Annotated in this window: 14 protein-coding genes; 9 read left to right on the forward strand and 5 right to left on the reverse strand. The window is 49.7% G+C overall.

Translation table 11 applies throughout. The features are described from left to right. Positions 1 to 89: 89 nt before the first annotated feature. Complete coding sequence (locus AC0YOB_RS22490; protein ID WP_475794660.1) at positions 90 to 1,145, forward strand: RluA family pseudouridine synthase; 1,056 nt, start codon at positions 90 to 92, stop codon at positions 1,143 to 1,145. A 16-nt stretch (positions 1,146 to 1,161) separates the two neighbouring features. On the opposite strand, the gene AC0YOB_RS22495 is transcribed toward AC0YOB_RS22490, so the two are convergent. Both AC0YOB_RS22495 and AC0YOB_RS22500 read right to left on the reverse strand, forming a co-directional pair. After that, complete coding sequence (locus AC0YOB_RS22495; protein ID WP_475794661.1) at positions 1,162 to 1,635, reverse strand: MarR family winged helix-turn-helix transcriptional regulator; 474 nt, start codon at positions 1,633 to 1,635, stop codon at positions 1,162 to 1,164. 119 nt (positions 1,636 to 1,754) lie between these two features. Further along, on the reverse strand, positions 1,755 to 2,456 hold the full coding sequence (locus AC0YOB_RS22500) for an MBL fold metallo-hydrolase (RefSeq protein WP_475794662.1): 702 nt from the start codon (positions 2,454 to 2,456) through the stop codon (positions 1,755 to 1,757). Between the two features lie 235 nt (positions 2,457 to 2,691). On the opposite strand from AC0YOB_RS22500, the gene AC0YOB_RS22505 reads away from it, so the two are divergent. Both AC0YOB_RS22505 and AC0YOB_RS22510 read left to right on the forward strand, forming a co-directional pair. Beyond that, complete coding sequence (locus tag AC0YOB_RS22505) at positions 2,692 to 3,456, forward strand: tryptophan-rich sensory protein (protein WP_475794663.1); 765 nt, start codon at positions 2,692 to 2,694, stop codon at positions 3,454 to 3,456. A gap of 715 nt (positions 3,457 to 4,171) precedes the next feature. Beyond that, positions 4,172 to 4,780, forward strand: coding sequence for a DUF2087 domain-containing protein (locus AC0YOB_RS22510; protein WP_475794664.1), 609 nt, complete (start codon positions 4,172 to 4,174; stop codon positions 4,778 to 4,780). 29 nt (positions 4,781 to 4,809) lie between these two features. Here the strand turns inward: AC0YOB_RS22510 and AC0YOB_RS22515 are convergent, their stop codons facing one another. The 3 genes from AC0YOB_RS22515 to AC0YOB_RS22525 form a co-directional block, all read right to left on the reverse strand. Beyond that, on the reverse strand, positions 4,810 to 6,027 hold the full coding sequence (locus AC0YOB_RS22515) for a CapA family protein (RefSeq protein WP_475794665.1): 1,218 nt from the start codon (positions 6,025 to 6,027) through the stop codon (positions 4,810 to 4,812). A 220-nt stretch (positions 6,028 to 6,247) separates the two neighbouring features. Beyond that, positions 6,248 to 7,675, reverse strand: a complete 1,428-nt coding sequence (locus AC0YOB_RS22520) for a S41 family peptidase (protein ID WP_475794666.1) — start codon at positions 7,673 to 7,675, stop codon at positions 6,248 to 6,250. Positions 7,676 to 7,868: 193 nt separating this feature from the next. Next, positions 7,869 to 8,813 (reverse strand): aldo/keto reductase, encoded by a 945-nt coding sequence (locus AC0YOB_RS22525; protein ID WP_475794667.1) that lies wholly within the window; start codon positions 8,811 to 8,813, stop codon positions 7,869 to 7,871. A gap of 138 nt (positions 8,814 to 8,951) precedes the next feature. Between AC0YOB_RS22525 and AC0YOB_RS22530 the strand changes: the two genes are divergently transcribed. From AC0YOB_RS22530 to AC0YOB_RS22555, 6 genes are all read left to right on the forward strand, one after another. After that, positions 8,952 to 9,800 carry a helix-turn-helix transcriptional regulator gene (locus AC0YOB_RS22530; protein WP_475794668.1) on the forward strand — a complete coding sequence of 283 codons (849 nt, stop codon included), beginning with the start codon at positions 8,952 to 8,954 and terminating at the stop codon, positions 9,798 to 9,800. A gap of 89 nt (positions 9,801 to 9,889) precedes the next feature. Continuing rightward, positions 9,890 to 10,690, forward strand: a complete 801-nt coding sequence (locus AC0YOB_RS22535; protein ID WP_475794669.1) for a Cof-type HAD-IIB family hydrolase — start codon at positions 9,890 to 9,892, stop codon at positions 10,688 to 10,690. Between the two features lie 242 nt (positions 10,691 to 10,932). Further along, positions 10,933 to 12,459: a spore germination protein gene (locus tag AC0YOB_RS22540; RefSeq protein WP_475794670.1), complete on the forward strand. Its 1,527-nt coding sequence runs from the start codon at positions 10,933 to 10,935 to the stop codon at positions 12,457 to 12,459. Between the two features lie 11 nt (positions 12,460 to 12,470). After that, a complete protein-coding gene (locus tag AC0YOB_RS22545) occupies positions 12,471 to 13,670 on the forward strand; it encodes a Ger(x)C family spore germination protein (RefSeq protein ID WP_475789474.1) in 1,200 nt (399 codons plus the stop codon). Positions 13,671 to 13,676: 6 nt separating this feature from the next. Further along, positions 13,677 to 13,901 carry a hypothetical protein gene (locus tag AC0YOB_RS22550; protein WP_210038214.1) on the forward strand — a complete coding sequence of 75 codons (225 nt, stop codon included), beginning with the start codon at positions 13,677 to 13,679 and terminating at the stop codon, positions 13,899 to 13,901. A 21-nt stretch (positions 13,902 to 13,922) separates the two neighbouring features. Next, a complete protein-coding gene (locus tag AC0YOB_RS22555; protein ID WP_475794671.1) occupies positions 13,923 to 15,038 on the forward strand; it encodes a GerAB/ArcD/ProY family transporter in 1,116 nt (371 codons plus the stop codon). Positions 15,039 to 15,133 lie beyond the last annotated feature (95 nt).

Genomic DNA, 15,133 nt, shown 5'->3' on the forward strand with positions numbered 1-15,133 from the left:
TGACATACGGAAAGAGACCGATAATAGCAATATCGGTCTCTTTCATGCTATATTGGGGATAACTTTTATAGGACGGTGTGAGCCTTACCATGGACAAACGAAAAGCAGCCCCAAAACACAATGCTGCCGCTAAACGCGGCAGTTTACCGCCGCGCGGATCATCCTCGCGCGGGAGCGGCGTCCGCGCCGCAGCGGCAGGGACATCTGCCTCCAGCCGAAGACCGTCTGCCGGAGTCAGCGAGAGAAGCGCTGCCCGTGCCGACAGCAAGCCTTTTATCGTGAAGGAGCCGCAGGAACTGCTGGCCTTTCTGCTGCAGGCCATCAAGCATCAGGGCCGCAATGCGATTAAGTCCCTTCTGGGCCGCGGTCAGATATCAGTGAATGGACGCGTAGTCACCTTATATAACCACGCACTTAAGCCCGGGGATTCGGTCTTGGTAAGCAGAGAGAAGATCGTAGAGAAGCCTCCGCTGATGGGTCTGTCCATTCTGTACGAGGATGAACATCTCATTGTCATCAACAAGGAAGCCGGCCTGCTGTCGATCGCATCGGCGCAGGAAACCGATTTGACAGCCTACCGGCAGTTAACGGCATATGTCAGATTGGAGAATCCGGAGAACCGCATATTCGTGGTACACCGTCTGGACCGCGACACCTCAGGCGTTATGATGTTCGCCCGGAGCGAGGAAGTACAGCAGCTTCTGCAGAATTCATGGCAGGACGCTGTGAAGGAGCGGACCTATGTAGCCCTTGTGGAAGGCAAAGTCCGTAAGACGGAAGGCACCATCAAATCCTGGCTGAAAGAAAGCAAAACGCTGCGCATGTATTCCAGCCCTTACCCCAATGACGGCCAGCTGGCTGTCACCCATTACAGAATCATGCAGACAAGCAGTGAATTTTCCCTGCTTGAGGTGGAGCTGGAGACTGGGCGCAAGAATCAGATCCGCGTTCATATGCAGGATATCGGGCATCCCGTCGTCAGCGATAAAAAATACGGGTCAAAGTCGAAGGCGATGGGACGGCTCGGCCTTCATGCCCGCGTTCTTTCCTTTGACCATCCCATAACCGGAATACGGATGCGCTTCGAAACGGAAATCCCCAAGCAGTTCCTTAATGCGCTTCGCGATGTCCGGCCATCGACTTGATCAGTTGAGCAGAGAATTATACAATGCTCTCATCGTCCTGACGGGACAGATAATCGGATATGCGCTGGTGAACGGACAGCATGGACTGAATATCCTCTTCGGAAATATGCTCCAGCACCCGGGACATCCTGGCGTACAACGTCGAGCTTCTGCTTGATGTAATGGACAACTCTTCGCCCGCAGGAGTTACCTTGAGCTTTAACTGCCTGCGGTCTGCCGGGTCCTGCTCCCGGTTCACCAATTCCAGTTTCACCAGACTGTCTACCGTTACGCTCATGGTGCTCTTAGGCGACAAGAGCTTCTCGCTGAGCTGGTCCAGATTCATCTCCGGATGATTCCTCATCAAATTAAGCGCGGACAACTGCTGAAGGCTCAGTCCGTATCGTGCCGCATCCTCCTGCATGATCTTTGTGGTCATCTTGTTGACTGACCAGATGGATTGCAAGATTTCAATTTTCCTTTTTGCGGCTGCCGTTTGAAAATCCTCCATATTCAATCATCCCTTCGATAATAGTTCCGATATGAATTATTCATATCGGAACTATTATAACATACAGGATAGAACTCGCATCGCATTGGCTAACAAAGTATGAGGAAAATATCCACTTCTTATAACTGGACAAATGAACTTGATTGTTCCTTGTTGCCCTGATAGGCCGAAAGATAAGCATCCATCTGGTCAGCCGGCTGCAGGACTGAAGATCCGTGGCATACTTCCAGACGTATAGGCTTCAGCTTAGATACAATCCTGCTGCATCTGACTGCTTCATTCATGTCGAAGGTGAACATTTTCATTGGCAGCCGGAGTTGACCATTCTTGGAGGTAAACAAGTCTCCTGCCAGCATCACCTGGTCCCGTTCATGATAATATACGACATGGCCAGGTGAATGTCCGGGAGTCAGATAGGGTCTCAAGCTGCCAAATGCCGCAAGCTCCCCATCCGCATCTGCCTGAAGCGGCTTGGCAAGGCCTGCCTCCACGCTTGCTGCCGCTTTCTTGCGCCCCGGATAAGGAAGCTTTCCTTCCATATACGGGATCTCGATTGAATGTGCGTACACAGGGACGGATGAGTGCTGCCGGATTTTCTTAATAGCCCCAACATGATCGGAATGACCGTGAGTAAGCACGATCGCTTTCAATGGACCCGCCCCAAGCTTCCCGATAAAGGACAAAATGCCCTTCGTCATGCTCCCCAGACCCGCGTCCACCAAAATAACGCCGTCCTCTTCTACCACCACCCATACATGGATAGGAATGATCATCCATGTTTTCAAACTCCAGATATGCTCAGACAGTTGTTGTACTTTCATTTGCCATCATCTCCGCTCTTTTTTATAACCATTGGTTACTAACCGCTGGTTATAATATATTTGATTATTCACTCCCTGTCAATAGGCGGCTGAAGAAAAACGATTTTTATACGCCAATCTCCGGCCGGGGCGTCTCACCGGATTCGATTGGCACGCGCTTCCTCGTTTAATGGAAATGGGATTAGGTGAATATATAACAAACTGCAGAGGATTAAATTATCAGGAGGCTTGCCCTATGTACAACAGAAATCCATATCGTCTGTGGAATATAGTCGGACTGATCGCTGTACTGATTGTGAACGCACTCGCTCAATATCTTCCCCTCAATGGCAAAACAACCGCCGAGCTGTCGGCTCAATATCCGGTTTTGATTACACCGGCCGATTATGCATTTTCAATCTGGATGCTGATTTATGTCTTATTGATCGGCTTTGTTTTTTACCAGTTGGGCTCCCGCACCGGGGATCAGCCTTCCGTTCGAAGCACCGGTCCCTGGTTCTTCATCACCTGCTTGTTTAATATCGCGTGGGTCTTCGCCTGGCATTATGAACATGTAAGAATTAGTGTGTTTATTATGATCGCCCTGCTGCTGACTTTAATTATTTTGTATCAACGGATCCGATTCGCCACCTCCAGGCCTGCTGCGGGAGAATTTATCTGGGTCAGACTGCCCTTCAGTCTGTATTTCGGGTGGATCACGGTCGCCACGATTGTGAACATTGCAGTTGGTCTGTACCAGGCGGGCTGGAACGGATTCGGCTGGTCGGATGCGTTATGGGCCATCGTTTTGCTTGCTGCCGCCTGGGTGCTTGCTCTGATAATCGGAGGTGTTTTCCGTGATCCCTTCTATGTGCTTGTATTCGTCTGGGCCTTTATTGCCATCGCCCTCAAGCAGCAGGATTACGAGAATATTTACACCGTTGCCATGGTGGGGGCGATTCTGCTTCTTGTATTCGCTATCTATCTCATTTTCCGCAGGCGAAATGTCTCGAAATGGTAAAGACAAGGGAGCATAGGAGAGTAAATGGCCATAAATGCCCTTATTTTCTGTAAATTTAGATTATTCTGAATATTTACAAAACTTACATACAGTTTGTACAATAAGGACATATCATTCAGAACATGAATGGTACACAGTCCACCGAGAGGGGATAGTCCATTGGAGAAGGTTAGCGAAGCGTGTCCCAGTATGAACAAAAAGGTTAGATTTCTATGGATATGATAATTCATGGAGAGGAGTAAGCAAGAAAGAAGCGTATAGAATTGAATTTATGCCAACATATATTCATTCTATGCGTTCAAGGAAAGCCGCTTGCTTGTGGGACATTGCGGGAAATCAGACATTGGATGATGTGAGGAAGAATAGGCATTGCCGCTAAAGAGGAGCGTCGGGCTATTCTTCAAAGCTGGGCTTGAATGATTGGGATTAATAATTTTGCAACGGAAGTTGTCTGAATGGAGTGCAGGTAACAATTGAATACGATTGAAAGCATCGGATAGGGCTCCTGGTTGTCGCCGACAAGCAGGAGCCCTATTTATGTGCAAATTTCAAAGTCATCAATAACCCCGCCCCCCCTTCCAAACGGATTCTCCCATGAGGACGCTGTACTCCCTCCTGTACGATCCATTCGTGATCCATTCCTTTAATTGTTGACATCCTGTATCTTATTAGAATATTATCTAATTAGATATTAATCTAATAAGGTGGTTATGAGATGCTCCAGCTGGATAAAATCGTTAATTATCACAAAGCATTGGCCGACCTGACGCGTGTCCGGATGATCATTTTGCTGGCCGCAGGCGAGATGACCGGTCAGGAGCTGGCCGAAAAGCTGTTTCTTTCAACAGCGACCATTACCCATCATGCCGCCAAGCTGCGCGCCGTCAGTCTGCTCCATGAACGGCGGGAGAAGAACGCGATTTATTTTTCGCTGGATCGTTACTTTCTCAAGCAGTATGCCGGCGCCATGCACAATCTGCTTCAGGAACAACACCACGATATAGAGGAGACATCAACGATGGATGAGAAGAATGAACGTCTTAAACAGTCCGTTCTGCGCAATTTCTTTAGCGGAGACGGGAAGCTGAAGCATATTCCGGCACAGCTCAAAAAGAAACGGATCGTGCTGGAGAGCCTGGCTGACCGCCTGGAAGAGGGACGGTCTTACTCCGAGCAGGAGATCAACGGCTTCATCAAACAATTCCATGATGACTTCGCCACCATCCGCCGCGAGTTTATCATGCACGCTTATCTGTACCGCGACAACGAGGTATATGAACGAAACCCCCGCTCGATGTGGGAGAAATGGGAGACCCTTTCGTAACGGACTGCCCGGGAAGAGCGCAGCCGGACTTACTTTAAAGCTTGCGCCTTGCCCGATGCCTGTATTGTGTTACCCTTAACCTCCATGCCGTACGATAAGGCCTCCAGATAATCCAACTGATTATGGATGTACGCCTTCTCCCTTGGAATGATCTGATTATTCTTGATGTAGAAAGGGTCGAACTGCATGGTGACCTTGCCGTTCTGGAGTGTCAGATTCAATAGACCGGTGTCTGCTGTACGCCCCTTCACATAATCCGGAAACAGAAAGTTTCCAATGGAATAGGCAATCGGCTTGCTTTTATAGGACTCGAAGCCCTGAAGCACATGAGGGTGGCTGCCGATAATGGCGTCTGCGCCGGTATCGATCATTTCTTTGGCAAACTTCCGCTGCCATGCTTCCGGACGGTTGTTTCGCTCAATCCCCCAGTGCATATATACGATCAGGTAGTCCGCCCCTTCCCGTTCGCGCGCAATGGCAGCCAGCACCTTCTTCTGGTCATAGGCTCCGGCCACACCGGGTCTCTCTCCTTCAGCTACCCAATTAAGCTCCGGCAGGAAGCGGGAAAAGGCCAGATATTTCACTGTTACCCCCTTCACCTTGACCGTTCTGGCCGAAAAGGCTTCACTCTCATTGCGGCCGGCCCCCACCGGTATGAGGTCGTATGCCTCCAGGTGGTCCAGCGTATCCAGCAGACCCTTCCGCTGGAAATCTAGGACATGATTGTTTGCGACCGAAATAACGTCAAAGCCGGCATTTTTGATCCCTTTGAGCGAAATCGCATCCGATTTGAAATTGAAGATTTGACTTGTATCCTTATTTTTCTCATTCGTAACGGCTGTCTCCAGATTGACAAAGGCAATATCCGCTGCCGTTACCTTCTTCTTTACATGCACAAACGGATAATCGGGTCCTTTTTGCGCAATAGCCTTCTTCACCGACGCATCCATCATTGCGTCACCGGCAAAAACCAGATGAATGGGCTCCTTATTGGCTGCAATTGGCGCTTCTATGTATTCGGGGGGTGTCTGCATGTCTATAGGAGGTATTGGATTATCTTCAGGCTCCCCGGTATTTGCCTCCGCTGCTTCCGGATTGCTCCCTGCTCCCTGTACGGCTTGTTCATGGGGACCGGTTGGAACAGCTCCTTCACCAGGCGCTTCGCCTGTTGCAGGAAGAAGCATGAGCAGCACTGCCAACACAATCAACACAGATACGGATATAGAAAAAAACCATTTTTTGCTCATATAATCACCTTTCGTCACGGTTTCCTCTATGTAAGCTATTGCTTCGGGCATCGCTTCATTCATCAAATATAACGCAGACTTTTTTCCGCACCGTTTCAACTTGTATCGGTGATGTAAACCATCTACAGTAACTTTATACCTTATCATACAGAAAAAGGCAAACAGAAGAGACCGACTCAATCGATCTTTCCCGTTTGCCTCATCATGCCGACATATCTTCTTAACTGGCTGGCCCCGTCCGGAGTACATCCAGGGCTTTGGCCATCTGCGGGTCTTCCTGCTTATATTTCTCCATTAAACGTGTCGTCATCCGGTAGGCTGTCTTGTCGTTCACAACCCCGTTATCCGGCAGCGCCTCATCCCGCTGGAACTTCTTCACTGCCGTTGAAGTTGCATCATCATAGATGCCGGTTCCGGCGCCGACGTCATAGCCAAGCGTCTTGAGCATGCTTTGAACCGTCTGCACCTTGTCCCCATAATCCCCCGCTTTGATCTGCAGTCCCGCCGGAAGCCTTGGCAGAAGCGTGTAGGAAGGCGCTTCGACGGCGATATTCGGCTCGATTCCCTTCTTGTGAATCCACTGCCCGTCCGGAGAACGCCACTGGGCTTCCGTAAGCTTAAGCACAGAGCCGTCCTTTAATTGTCTGAAGTTCTGGACGATCCCTTTGCCGAATGTTTTTTGGCCGACCACTGTTGCGTTTGCCGTTGTTTTGAGTGCTGCGGTCAGCACCTCCGCCGAGCTTGCCGTGTTGTCGTCGACCAATATCGCGATCGGGAGCGTCCATGGTGTTTTTTGCTCTGATTTATGCGTAATAACCTGCTTCTCGCCTTTATAAACCACCTGGAGAATCGTCTGTCCTTTGGGTACGAACAGATTGGCAATTTCAACGGTTGGGGTCAGCAGCCCACCCGGATTGCCCCGTAAATCAATGAGCAGCGATTTCATGCCAAGCTCCTGCAGCTTCGTGACCGCTTCCTTGAACTCGTCGCCCGTCTTCTCTGCAAAGCGGGTAACGGTAATTTCACCGATCTTGTCCGCCTTCATCTCATACGTGACCGTATGCACGGGCACGGCCCCCCGGGTAACGGGAACATCAAGCGGCTCATTCATCCCCTGGCGGCGGATTGTCAGCTTCGCAATCGATCCTTCCTTGCCCTGAACCAGCTGCTTGAGCTCCTCAAGCGTGATGCCTTTGACCTCTTTGCCGTCCACCGACAGAAACACATCGCCGGACTGCAAGCCCGCTTTTTCCGCTGGAGCCCCTTTTATCGTATTCTCAATGATGAATTCCCCATCCTGCTCCCTTATCTCAACCCCGATCCCGACAAAGGTATCCTCGTAGGACTGTACATACTGCTCGCCCTTATCCCCGCTTAAATAAACGGAATACGGATCATTCAGCGAGGCAACCATACCTTCCGCGGCTCCTTCGACAAGCGCCTTGGATTTGGCTCCGTCCAGAAAATTATCCATAATTTCGTTATAAGCGTAGGATAAATTGTGGAAAGTCGATTCCTTCAATATGGGATACTGCACCGTCATCGATATACGTCCACCGATAAAACCGAGAACACATGCCACCACAATAAGCAGAACCATATTCACATTCCGCCGCTGCTTTGCTTCCTGCTGACCATACAAGCTCATCTTCAATCACTCCGTTCCGGAACAAGGAATCTGCTACTCACTTTATCGCATTCCCCCGTCAGCCGCAAGCTTGGCGCACAGTCCAAAGAGCCCTTCCTCATCCAATGTCATCGATGCGACAAATATCCGCATGATCCTTGGTTAAAGAAGGGCTTGAGGCTTGAGAAAAATGCAAATCCGGCATGTCTTCTTTCTATTCAGCAGCCAGAGCTTCCTTCGCCAGGCTGAGCCAAGCCAGTTCATCTGCAGTCAAAGCGACGGGAAGCGCCTTGATGCTGTCATAAAGCTCCGACGTTTGATGGGGACCTATGATCGCCGCAACCGGGAACGGCTGGTTCAGCACATACGCCAGGGCGATATGGTTGGCGCTGACGCCATATTTGGCGCCCAGCACGGCCGCACGGCGCTTGCGCTCCCAGTTCTCTGCGCTGTAGTATACGCGGACCATATCGGCATCCTGTGTGATCTCAGGCGCATAACGATCCGTAAAGAAGCCCCCGGATTGGGAGGACCATGAAATAATCGGCAGCTGCGACTGCTCATGCCACGCCTCATCCCCGGCATAGGTCGAGACGCATCCCGCCCAGCGCGGCTCGATCGGCTTGGCCAGGCCAAGATTGGGACTGCTGCTGGCAAAGCCTTTCATGCCGTTCTTTTCCGCATACGCATTCGCCTCACGGATACGGCTCACCGTCCAGTTGGAAGCCCCGAGGGACAGGCAGCGGCCAGCGGCAATCTGATCGTTCAAGCCCTCAAGTATATATCCCACATGGACATTGGGATCGTCGCGGTGGAGCATGTAAATATCGACGTAATTGGTTTTGAGCCGTTCCAGCGATTCGACCAGGTCGCTCTGAATACAGGTCTTGGTCATCCTGGACTGCTCATACGGATGGGCTCCTTTGCCGATCAGAACGACTTCGCTGCGGTTTCCCCGCTCCTCCATCCACTGCCCGACAGCCTGGGCCGTTTTTGCGCCATAGATATGTCCCGTATCGATTGCATTCCCTCCTGCTGATACATAGGCATCAAGCAATTCGCTGGAGTAATCCATCTTATCGATACTGAGCATCATGGATCCCTGCACCAGCTGGGAAATTCCCAGCTCAACACCTTCCACCCTGATTTGCTTCATCATCCGAAATCCACTCCCTATTGTCATATATTGATTATTATAAAGCAGGATTAACGGCAGTAAAATCGAAATATATTGCAATGACTAGTACAATATTGATAAAGACATCGCTTTCAAATAAAGGAGGCTTCCTGGGCGCAAATGGAACATCTTACACTGCCCATGGTTCGGCGGGACCGTTACTACTGCTTCCCCGAATCCGCCGGTTTCTATAAGGAAATCAGGAATCACAAAGTAAATCGATCCGCCGGCAGCCTGCTGGAATTCAATCTCCATCTGGTTACAGCCGGCCAGGGCTTTGTGGAGGAAGAGAGCGGCCTTCTGGAGCTTAAGGCCGGCGACGCTTTTCTTTATTTCCCGGGTGATAAACAGATCTATTACAGCGATCCCGCGCATGCCTGGAGTGTAAAATGGATCCACTTCTACGGCGGCGGAGCATTCGCCGATCTCACGGAGCGCGGCTTTCACCGGTCGGTTGTTTGGCGAATTCGCTCGCCCAAAATGCTTGAAAGCCGGATGGACGACCTGCTGCAGCAAATCCAGCAGCATAAATCGCTGTATCCCACCAGCCTGTCGATGCTGATGTATGGAATTATAGCCGAATTAATCGAACAAGCAGAGCCTCTGTCGGCTCATACACCCGGCGAGGAGGCCAGTGAGCGTATCCTGCTGCTGCTCCCTGAGCTGCAGGCCGCTGCTTCCGCCTCCTTCGACCTGAATACATGGGCCGCGAAGGCCGGCACGAATCGTTACGCCTTCTGCCGATGGTTCCGGAGAGCCACAGGTCAAACACCGCTTGAATTCGTCACCATGTGCCGGATCGGCAAAGCCAAGCAGCTGTTAATCGAGAAGCACAGTCTGGCAATAAATGATGTAGCGCAGCTTTGCGGGTATGAAAGCCCGAGCTACTTCAACAAACGATTCCTGCAAAGCGAAGGGATGACGCCGACAGCGTACCGCAATCTGTTTTTGACAGGCCGCCGTTCTTAAAGGTTTCGTAAAAAACGCTTGTCCGCCGTATCAATATCCGATACAATCAATGAAAACCTAAAAGAGAGAACAGGAGCAGGAATAACCATATGTATAAACTTATTGCCATTGATGTGGACGACACCTTGCTGACCGACGATCTGATCGTTACGCCCGGGACCAAAGCCGCACTGACGGAAGCTATTGAACGGGGAGTATTTATTACACTCGCCACCGGCCGCATGTTTCCCTCAGCCAAAAAAATTGCCATGCAAATCGGCTTTGATGTGCCGATCATCACCTACCAGGGCTCGCTTATCAAGACACTGATGGATGAGCAGGTTTTATATGAGCGAAGCGTACCCAAGGACGCCGCCCAGCAGCTGTTTGAGTTCTGCAGGGAACGCAAGCTGCACCTTCAGCTGTATATCAACGATGTACTTTATGTGCAGGAGGATACTGAGCTTGGCCGCGGATACTCTGCGCTCTCCAAGATTCCGTTTGTCGTCGAGCCCGACTTCAATAAATTGATCGATCAGCCTTCAACCAAGATGCTGATTATCGATGACCCGGCTTACCTGGACGAAATTGCGCTGGAGCTGGCGCCGCTGATTGGAGATCGTGTGCATATCACCAAATCCAAGCCCCATTATCTGGAATTCATGCACAAGGAAGGGACCAAAGGTCATGCGATCGCTTTTATGGCCGAACATATCGGCTGCAAGCTCGAAGAGGTGATCGCCATCGGCGACTCATGGAATGACCATGAAATGATCGAAGTTGCCGGACTCGGCGTGGCGATGGGCAATGCGCTTCCCAAACTCAAGGAAATTGCTCAATATGTAACCCGGTCCAACAATGAAGAAGGCGTACGTCATGTCATCGAGAAATTTGTACTTGATCCATCCTGATTCCGTTATCCGGTTCGAATGAAAGCCGCATCACAAGCAGAATTCTTGCTTGTGATGCGGCTTTTTTTGTCAACAGGTTCATTTATATAAAGGGTCAAGAAACATACTGTCCCTTCGCGCTCCAACGACAGGCGTGAGCCATTTCCTTCTGCTTTTAATAAATTCTTCACCCCTTGGTGATAATAGGAAAACGCAAGAGACCTGATACATAATAACGATATCCCCCTTCGAGGAGGAGAGAAATGGAAGCCCACAACAATAACAGCACCGCCAGACCATTACATGAAAACCTTAAAGAGAATATAACACATATCTATCGTGTCATGGGTGCGAGCCCCGATTTGATCATCAAGGAGATTTCTTTATCCGGGACCGTCTCGACAGCCCTGATCTATATCGATGGACTTGTAGATGTCAAAGAGCTGCACAACTGTGTCATTAATAATCTGATGTCTTCCAAAAGTATCCCGAGCGTTCAGGAAATGAATTCAAAAAGCAGCAGCGTTCTGGCTTATATCAGGAATGATATCCTGATGGCAGGAGATATAAGCATATTGGGTGACCTGGATACCATGATGACTTATCTCTTGTCCGGCGATGCGATCCTCATGGTGAACGGCTTTCGGGAATGCCTGCGCATCGGGGTAGCCGGATGGGAGTGCCGAAATGTCTCCGAACCGATCACACAAGCAGTGGTACGGGGCCCGATGGAAGCCTTCAATGAGAATCTGCGGACGAATACCGCCCTGGTCAGACGCAAAATACGTGACCCGCAATTATGGATGGAAGAGCGCCATATCGGCAAGGTTACGCAAACAAGCGTAGCCATCATGTATTTGAAAAATATTGCGAATGACAAAATTGTAGAGGAAGTGCGAACAAGGCTGGACCGGATCGATATCGACGGTATATTAGAGAGCGGCTATATCGAGGAATTGATTCAGGATAAGACGCTTTCGCCATTCGCCACGATCTACAACAGCGAAAGGCCGGACACCATTGCTGCAGGTATTTTGGAAGGCCGGGTGGCCATTCTCATTGACGGTACTCCCTTCGTGCTGCTTGTTCCAGCCCTTTTCGCTCAATTCTTTCAATCGGCTGAGGATTATGCGCAGCGCGCCGATGTCAGCACATTGCTGCGGCTTATCCGTTATTTAGCCTTTTTCATCTCCTTGCTGGCTCCTGCAATGTACATCGCTATTACGACCTTTCATCAGGAGATGCTTCCCACTGATTTGCTTATTAATCTTGCCGCCCAGCGCGATGGCGTTCCATTTCCCGCATTCATAGAAGCGCTTCTCATGGAGATCACATATGAAATCCTGCGTGAGGCTGGCGTGCGGATGCCCAGGACAGTCGGGCAAGCAGTATCTATCGTGGGAACGCTCGTTATTGGACAGGCGGCAGTGGAAGCCGGGATTGTGTCTTCGGTTATGGTTATCATCGTATCCATAACGGCAATCTCGAGCTATGTCATTCCGGCAACAAGCATGTCCATTTCCGTTCGGATGCTCCGTTTTATACTGATGGGCCTGGGCGCCTCCTTCGGTCTCTTCGGCATTCTGGCCGGAATCATTGTGCTTATTCTCCATCTATGCTCGCTGCGCTCCTTCGGGATCCCTTATATGAGTCCGTTCGCTCCTTTTAATCTGGCGGATCAGAAGGATACCCTATTCCGGGTTCCATGGTCTTCCATGTTAAAACGACCTCGGCTTATCAGTCAAAAAAATATTGTTCGGCAGCAAGCCGGAAATAAATCAGACAAATAAAGGAGTCCAATATGAAATGTATATGCAGATGGATATTGGCTGTTTGTTTGATTGTCATGTGCTTAACCGGCTGCTGGGACCGGCGCGAGCTCAGTGATCTTGGAATCCAACTGGGGACGGGATTTGATAAAATCGGCGATAATTATCAGGTTTCCGTCCAAGTCGTTAACCCCTCAGCCGTTTCAACGAAAAACGGCAATGGCAGCAGGTCCCCTGTTGTTATGTATAAAGCCTCAGCCCCAACATTATTCGAAGCCTTCCGTAAACTTACGTTAACAAGTCCACGAAAAATTTATGGGGCTCACATTCGCGTTCTGGTCATTGGTGAAGCATTGGCCCGGGAAGGAATCTCCAAAATCCTGGACTTCCAGACCCGGGTTTCGGAACCGCGGCCAGACCTCTTCGTGATGATTGCCAAGAACGGCACTGCTGAAAATGTTCTGAAAATCATGACGCCTCTGGAGGAGATTCCGGCAGTCAATATGTACAGCTCGCTTGAGGCATCCTCCAAGGTCTGGGCCACAACCGCGGATGTGACACTGGATAAGCTTGTAAGCCAGTTAATTACCGATGGTATCAATCCCGTACTGACGGGAATCAACGTAATCGGCAATCAACGCACCGGAGAGAAGGAACAGAATGTCAAGGAAATCGACAGCACCGCACGCTTGAAGTATTCCAATCTTGGCGTCTTCAAGGGGGACCGTCTGATCGGCTGGTTAGATCCGGAAGAAACCAAAGGCTTCAATTACATCATGAATAATATAAACACCACTGTAAATAGAGTGGCCTGTCCGGATGGAGGAAATCTCACGATAGAAGTCTACAACTCCAAGACCTCTACTAAAAGCCAGATCAAACAAGGCAAGACTCTTATGAACATTAATGTGAATATTACGGCAGACATTGGGGAGGTTGAATGCGATATCGATTTGACAAGCCCGCCCGTGATCAATCAACTGCAAAAACAAGCGGAGAAAGAAATCAAGCAGCAGATGGAACAAACCATGGCTCATGTGCAGGGAAAATATAAGAGCGATATTTTCGGATTCGGCCAAGTGATCTATCATTCTCATCCGAAAAAATGGAATCAGCTGAAAAAAGATTGGGATGTGGAATTCCCGAGGATCAAGGTGAATTACCAAGTAAAGGTGATCATTCGGAAGCTGGGAGCCATAGGCAACCCGATTACGAAGGAATTGAAGGAGTGATGCTTTGTGATGATGCTAATTGCTGTCCTGATATTCGCCCTGGCAGCGGCTGCACTTGAACTGCCGGTCCTGATCAGGAAACGGTGGATCAAAGAAACCGTCATTTTCTCCGTTCTGTTCGTCGCCGGGATCGCTCTGAGCATAGCGTCCGTTAAATCGGTTCCATTACCAAGTCCACTAATCGTACTCAAGATGGTCTATTCCCCGATTAGCAGCTGGATTTTCAACTAAGTTAGGAAAGGGTGGATATATTTGCGTGAACATGGAAAAATCAGCATCCAACAAATAACAATCCTCGTCATCTTCACTACAATCGGGGATTCCATCCTCTTCCTGCCTTCCATGATGACAACAGCGGCCAAACAGGATTCATGGTTATCCGTACTGCTGGGCATTCCTATCGGTCTGTTCATCTTGTGGCTGATGCTGCGGCTAAGCCGGATGGAGGCCAAATCGACACTATTTCAAATGAACCAGAAGCTCCTGGGTCAATTTTTCGGCGGGATTCTATCGGTTCTATTTCTGATGTTCTTTCTCGTGCTTACTTCGGGGATGCTGCGTGAAATCAGCGACTTCATTACGACCATCATTTTGCCGCAAACCCCGCTTTATGTGATTCACTTTATGATGATTATTGTGATGCTGTTCGGGATTAAATTGGGGCTGGAGCCCCTCGCAAGGGCAAGCGAGATTTTCTTCCCCTGGTTTCTGCTGTTCTTTTTCTCCCTGGTTCTGCTTCTGCTGCCCCAGATAAAACTGACGAATATGCTCCCGATACTGGGCAGCGGAATTGGCCCCGTGCTGCATGGAATGCTCTACTCGGTTGCCTTCCCGTTCTCGGAGCTTCTCGTGTTTCTGGTAATTATTCCCTATGTCAATGAGGGAACGCATCTGCAGAGGGATCTGCTGCTTGGCTCCTTGTTCGGGGGAATGATCATTTTCATTCTGGTCCTGCTATCCACATTGGTACTGGGACCGACTATGAGCTCTTTTCATATCTACCCCTCTTACTCATTGGCCAAAAAAATCAGCATCGGGCATTTTCTGGAGCGGCTTGAGGCCATGCTGGCCATTATCTGGATTTTCTCGATCTTTTTCAAAACCGTCCTGTATTATTACGCCACCGTTCTGGGAACGGCCCAGCTATTCCGATTGAAGGACTATCGTATGCTTGCTGCTCCCATTGGGTTCATCTTATTCGGACTCGCCTTTTACTTCTCCCCCAATTACTCTTACCTGACGGAAATAACGGCAAAATATTGGCCTTTCTGGGATTACACCTATATTGCCGCCATCGTATTGCTGCTGCTGGTCAGTTACCTGATCAGAAAAAACAAACAAAAGGCGTCTTCAATTCCTGAGAGCTGAGTCGGGCAACGGGGTATTCAACCCTGGTTCATTCGGGTTAAAAATAGTTATGTGTTTTAACCATTTTGTTACTTTATAAGGCGCCCGTATCACTT

The sequence above is a fragment of the Paenibacillus sp. JT31N17 genome (assembly GCF_056269255.1).

Bases quoted from the DNA above. Each gene is read 5' to 3' on its own strand.
- AC0YOB_RS22545 (WP_475789474.1), top strand. From the start codon at position 12,471: ATGAAATGTATATGCAGATGGATATTGGCTGTTTGTTTGATTGTCATG.
- AC0YOB_RS22535 (WP_475794669.1), top strand. From the start codon at position 9,890: ATGTATAAACTTATTGCCATTGATGTGGACGACACCTTGCTGACCGAC.
- AC0YOB_RS22490 (WP_475794660.1), top strand. From the start codon at position 90: ATGGACAAACGAAAAGCAGCCCCAAAACACAATGCTGCCGCTAAACGC.
- AC0YOB_RS22510 (WP_475794664.1), top strand. From the start codon at position 4,172: ATGCTCCAGCTGGATAAAATCGTTAATTATCACAAAGCATTGGCCGAC.
- AC0YOB_RS22505 (WP_475794663.1), top strand. From the start codon at position 2,692: ATGTACAACAGAAATCCATATCGTCTGTGGAATATAGTCGGACTGATC.
- AC0YOB_RS22500 (WP_475794662.1), bottom strand. From the start codon at position 2,456: ATGAAAGTACAACAACTGTCTGAGCATATCTGGAGTTTGAAAACATGG.
- AC0YOB_RS22520 (WP_475794666.1), bottom strand. From the start codon at position 7,675: ATGAGCTTGTATGGTCAGCAGGAAGCAAAGCAGCGGCGGAATGTGAAT.
- AC0YOB_RS22540 (WP_475794670.1), top strand. From the start codon at position 10,933: ATGGAAGCCCACAACAATAACAGCACCGCCAGACCATTACATGAAAAC.
- AC0YOB_RS22525 (WP_475794667.1), bottom strand. From the start codon at position 8,813: ATGATGAAGCAAATCAGGGTGGAAGGTGTTGAGCTGGGAATTTCCCAG.
- AC0YOB_RS22530 (WP_475794668.1), top strand. From the start codon at position 8,952: ATGGAACATCTTACACTGCCCATGGTTCGGCGGGACCGTTACTACTGC.
- AC0YOB_RS22495 (WP_475794661.1), bottom strand. From the start codon at position 1,635: ATGGAGGATTTTCAAACGGCAGCCGCAAAAAGGAAAATTGAAATCTTG.
- AC0YOB_RS22515 (WP_475794665.1), bottom strand. From the start codon at position 6,027: ATGAGCAAAAAATGGTTTTTTTCTATATCCGTATCTGTGTTGATTGTG.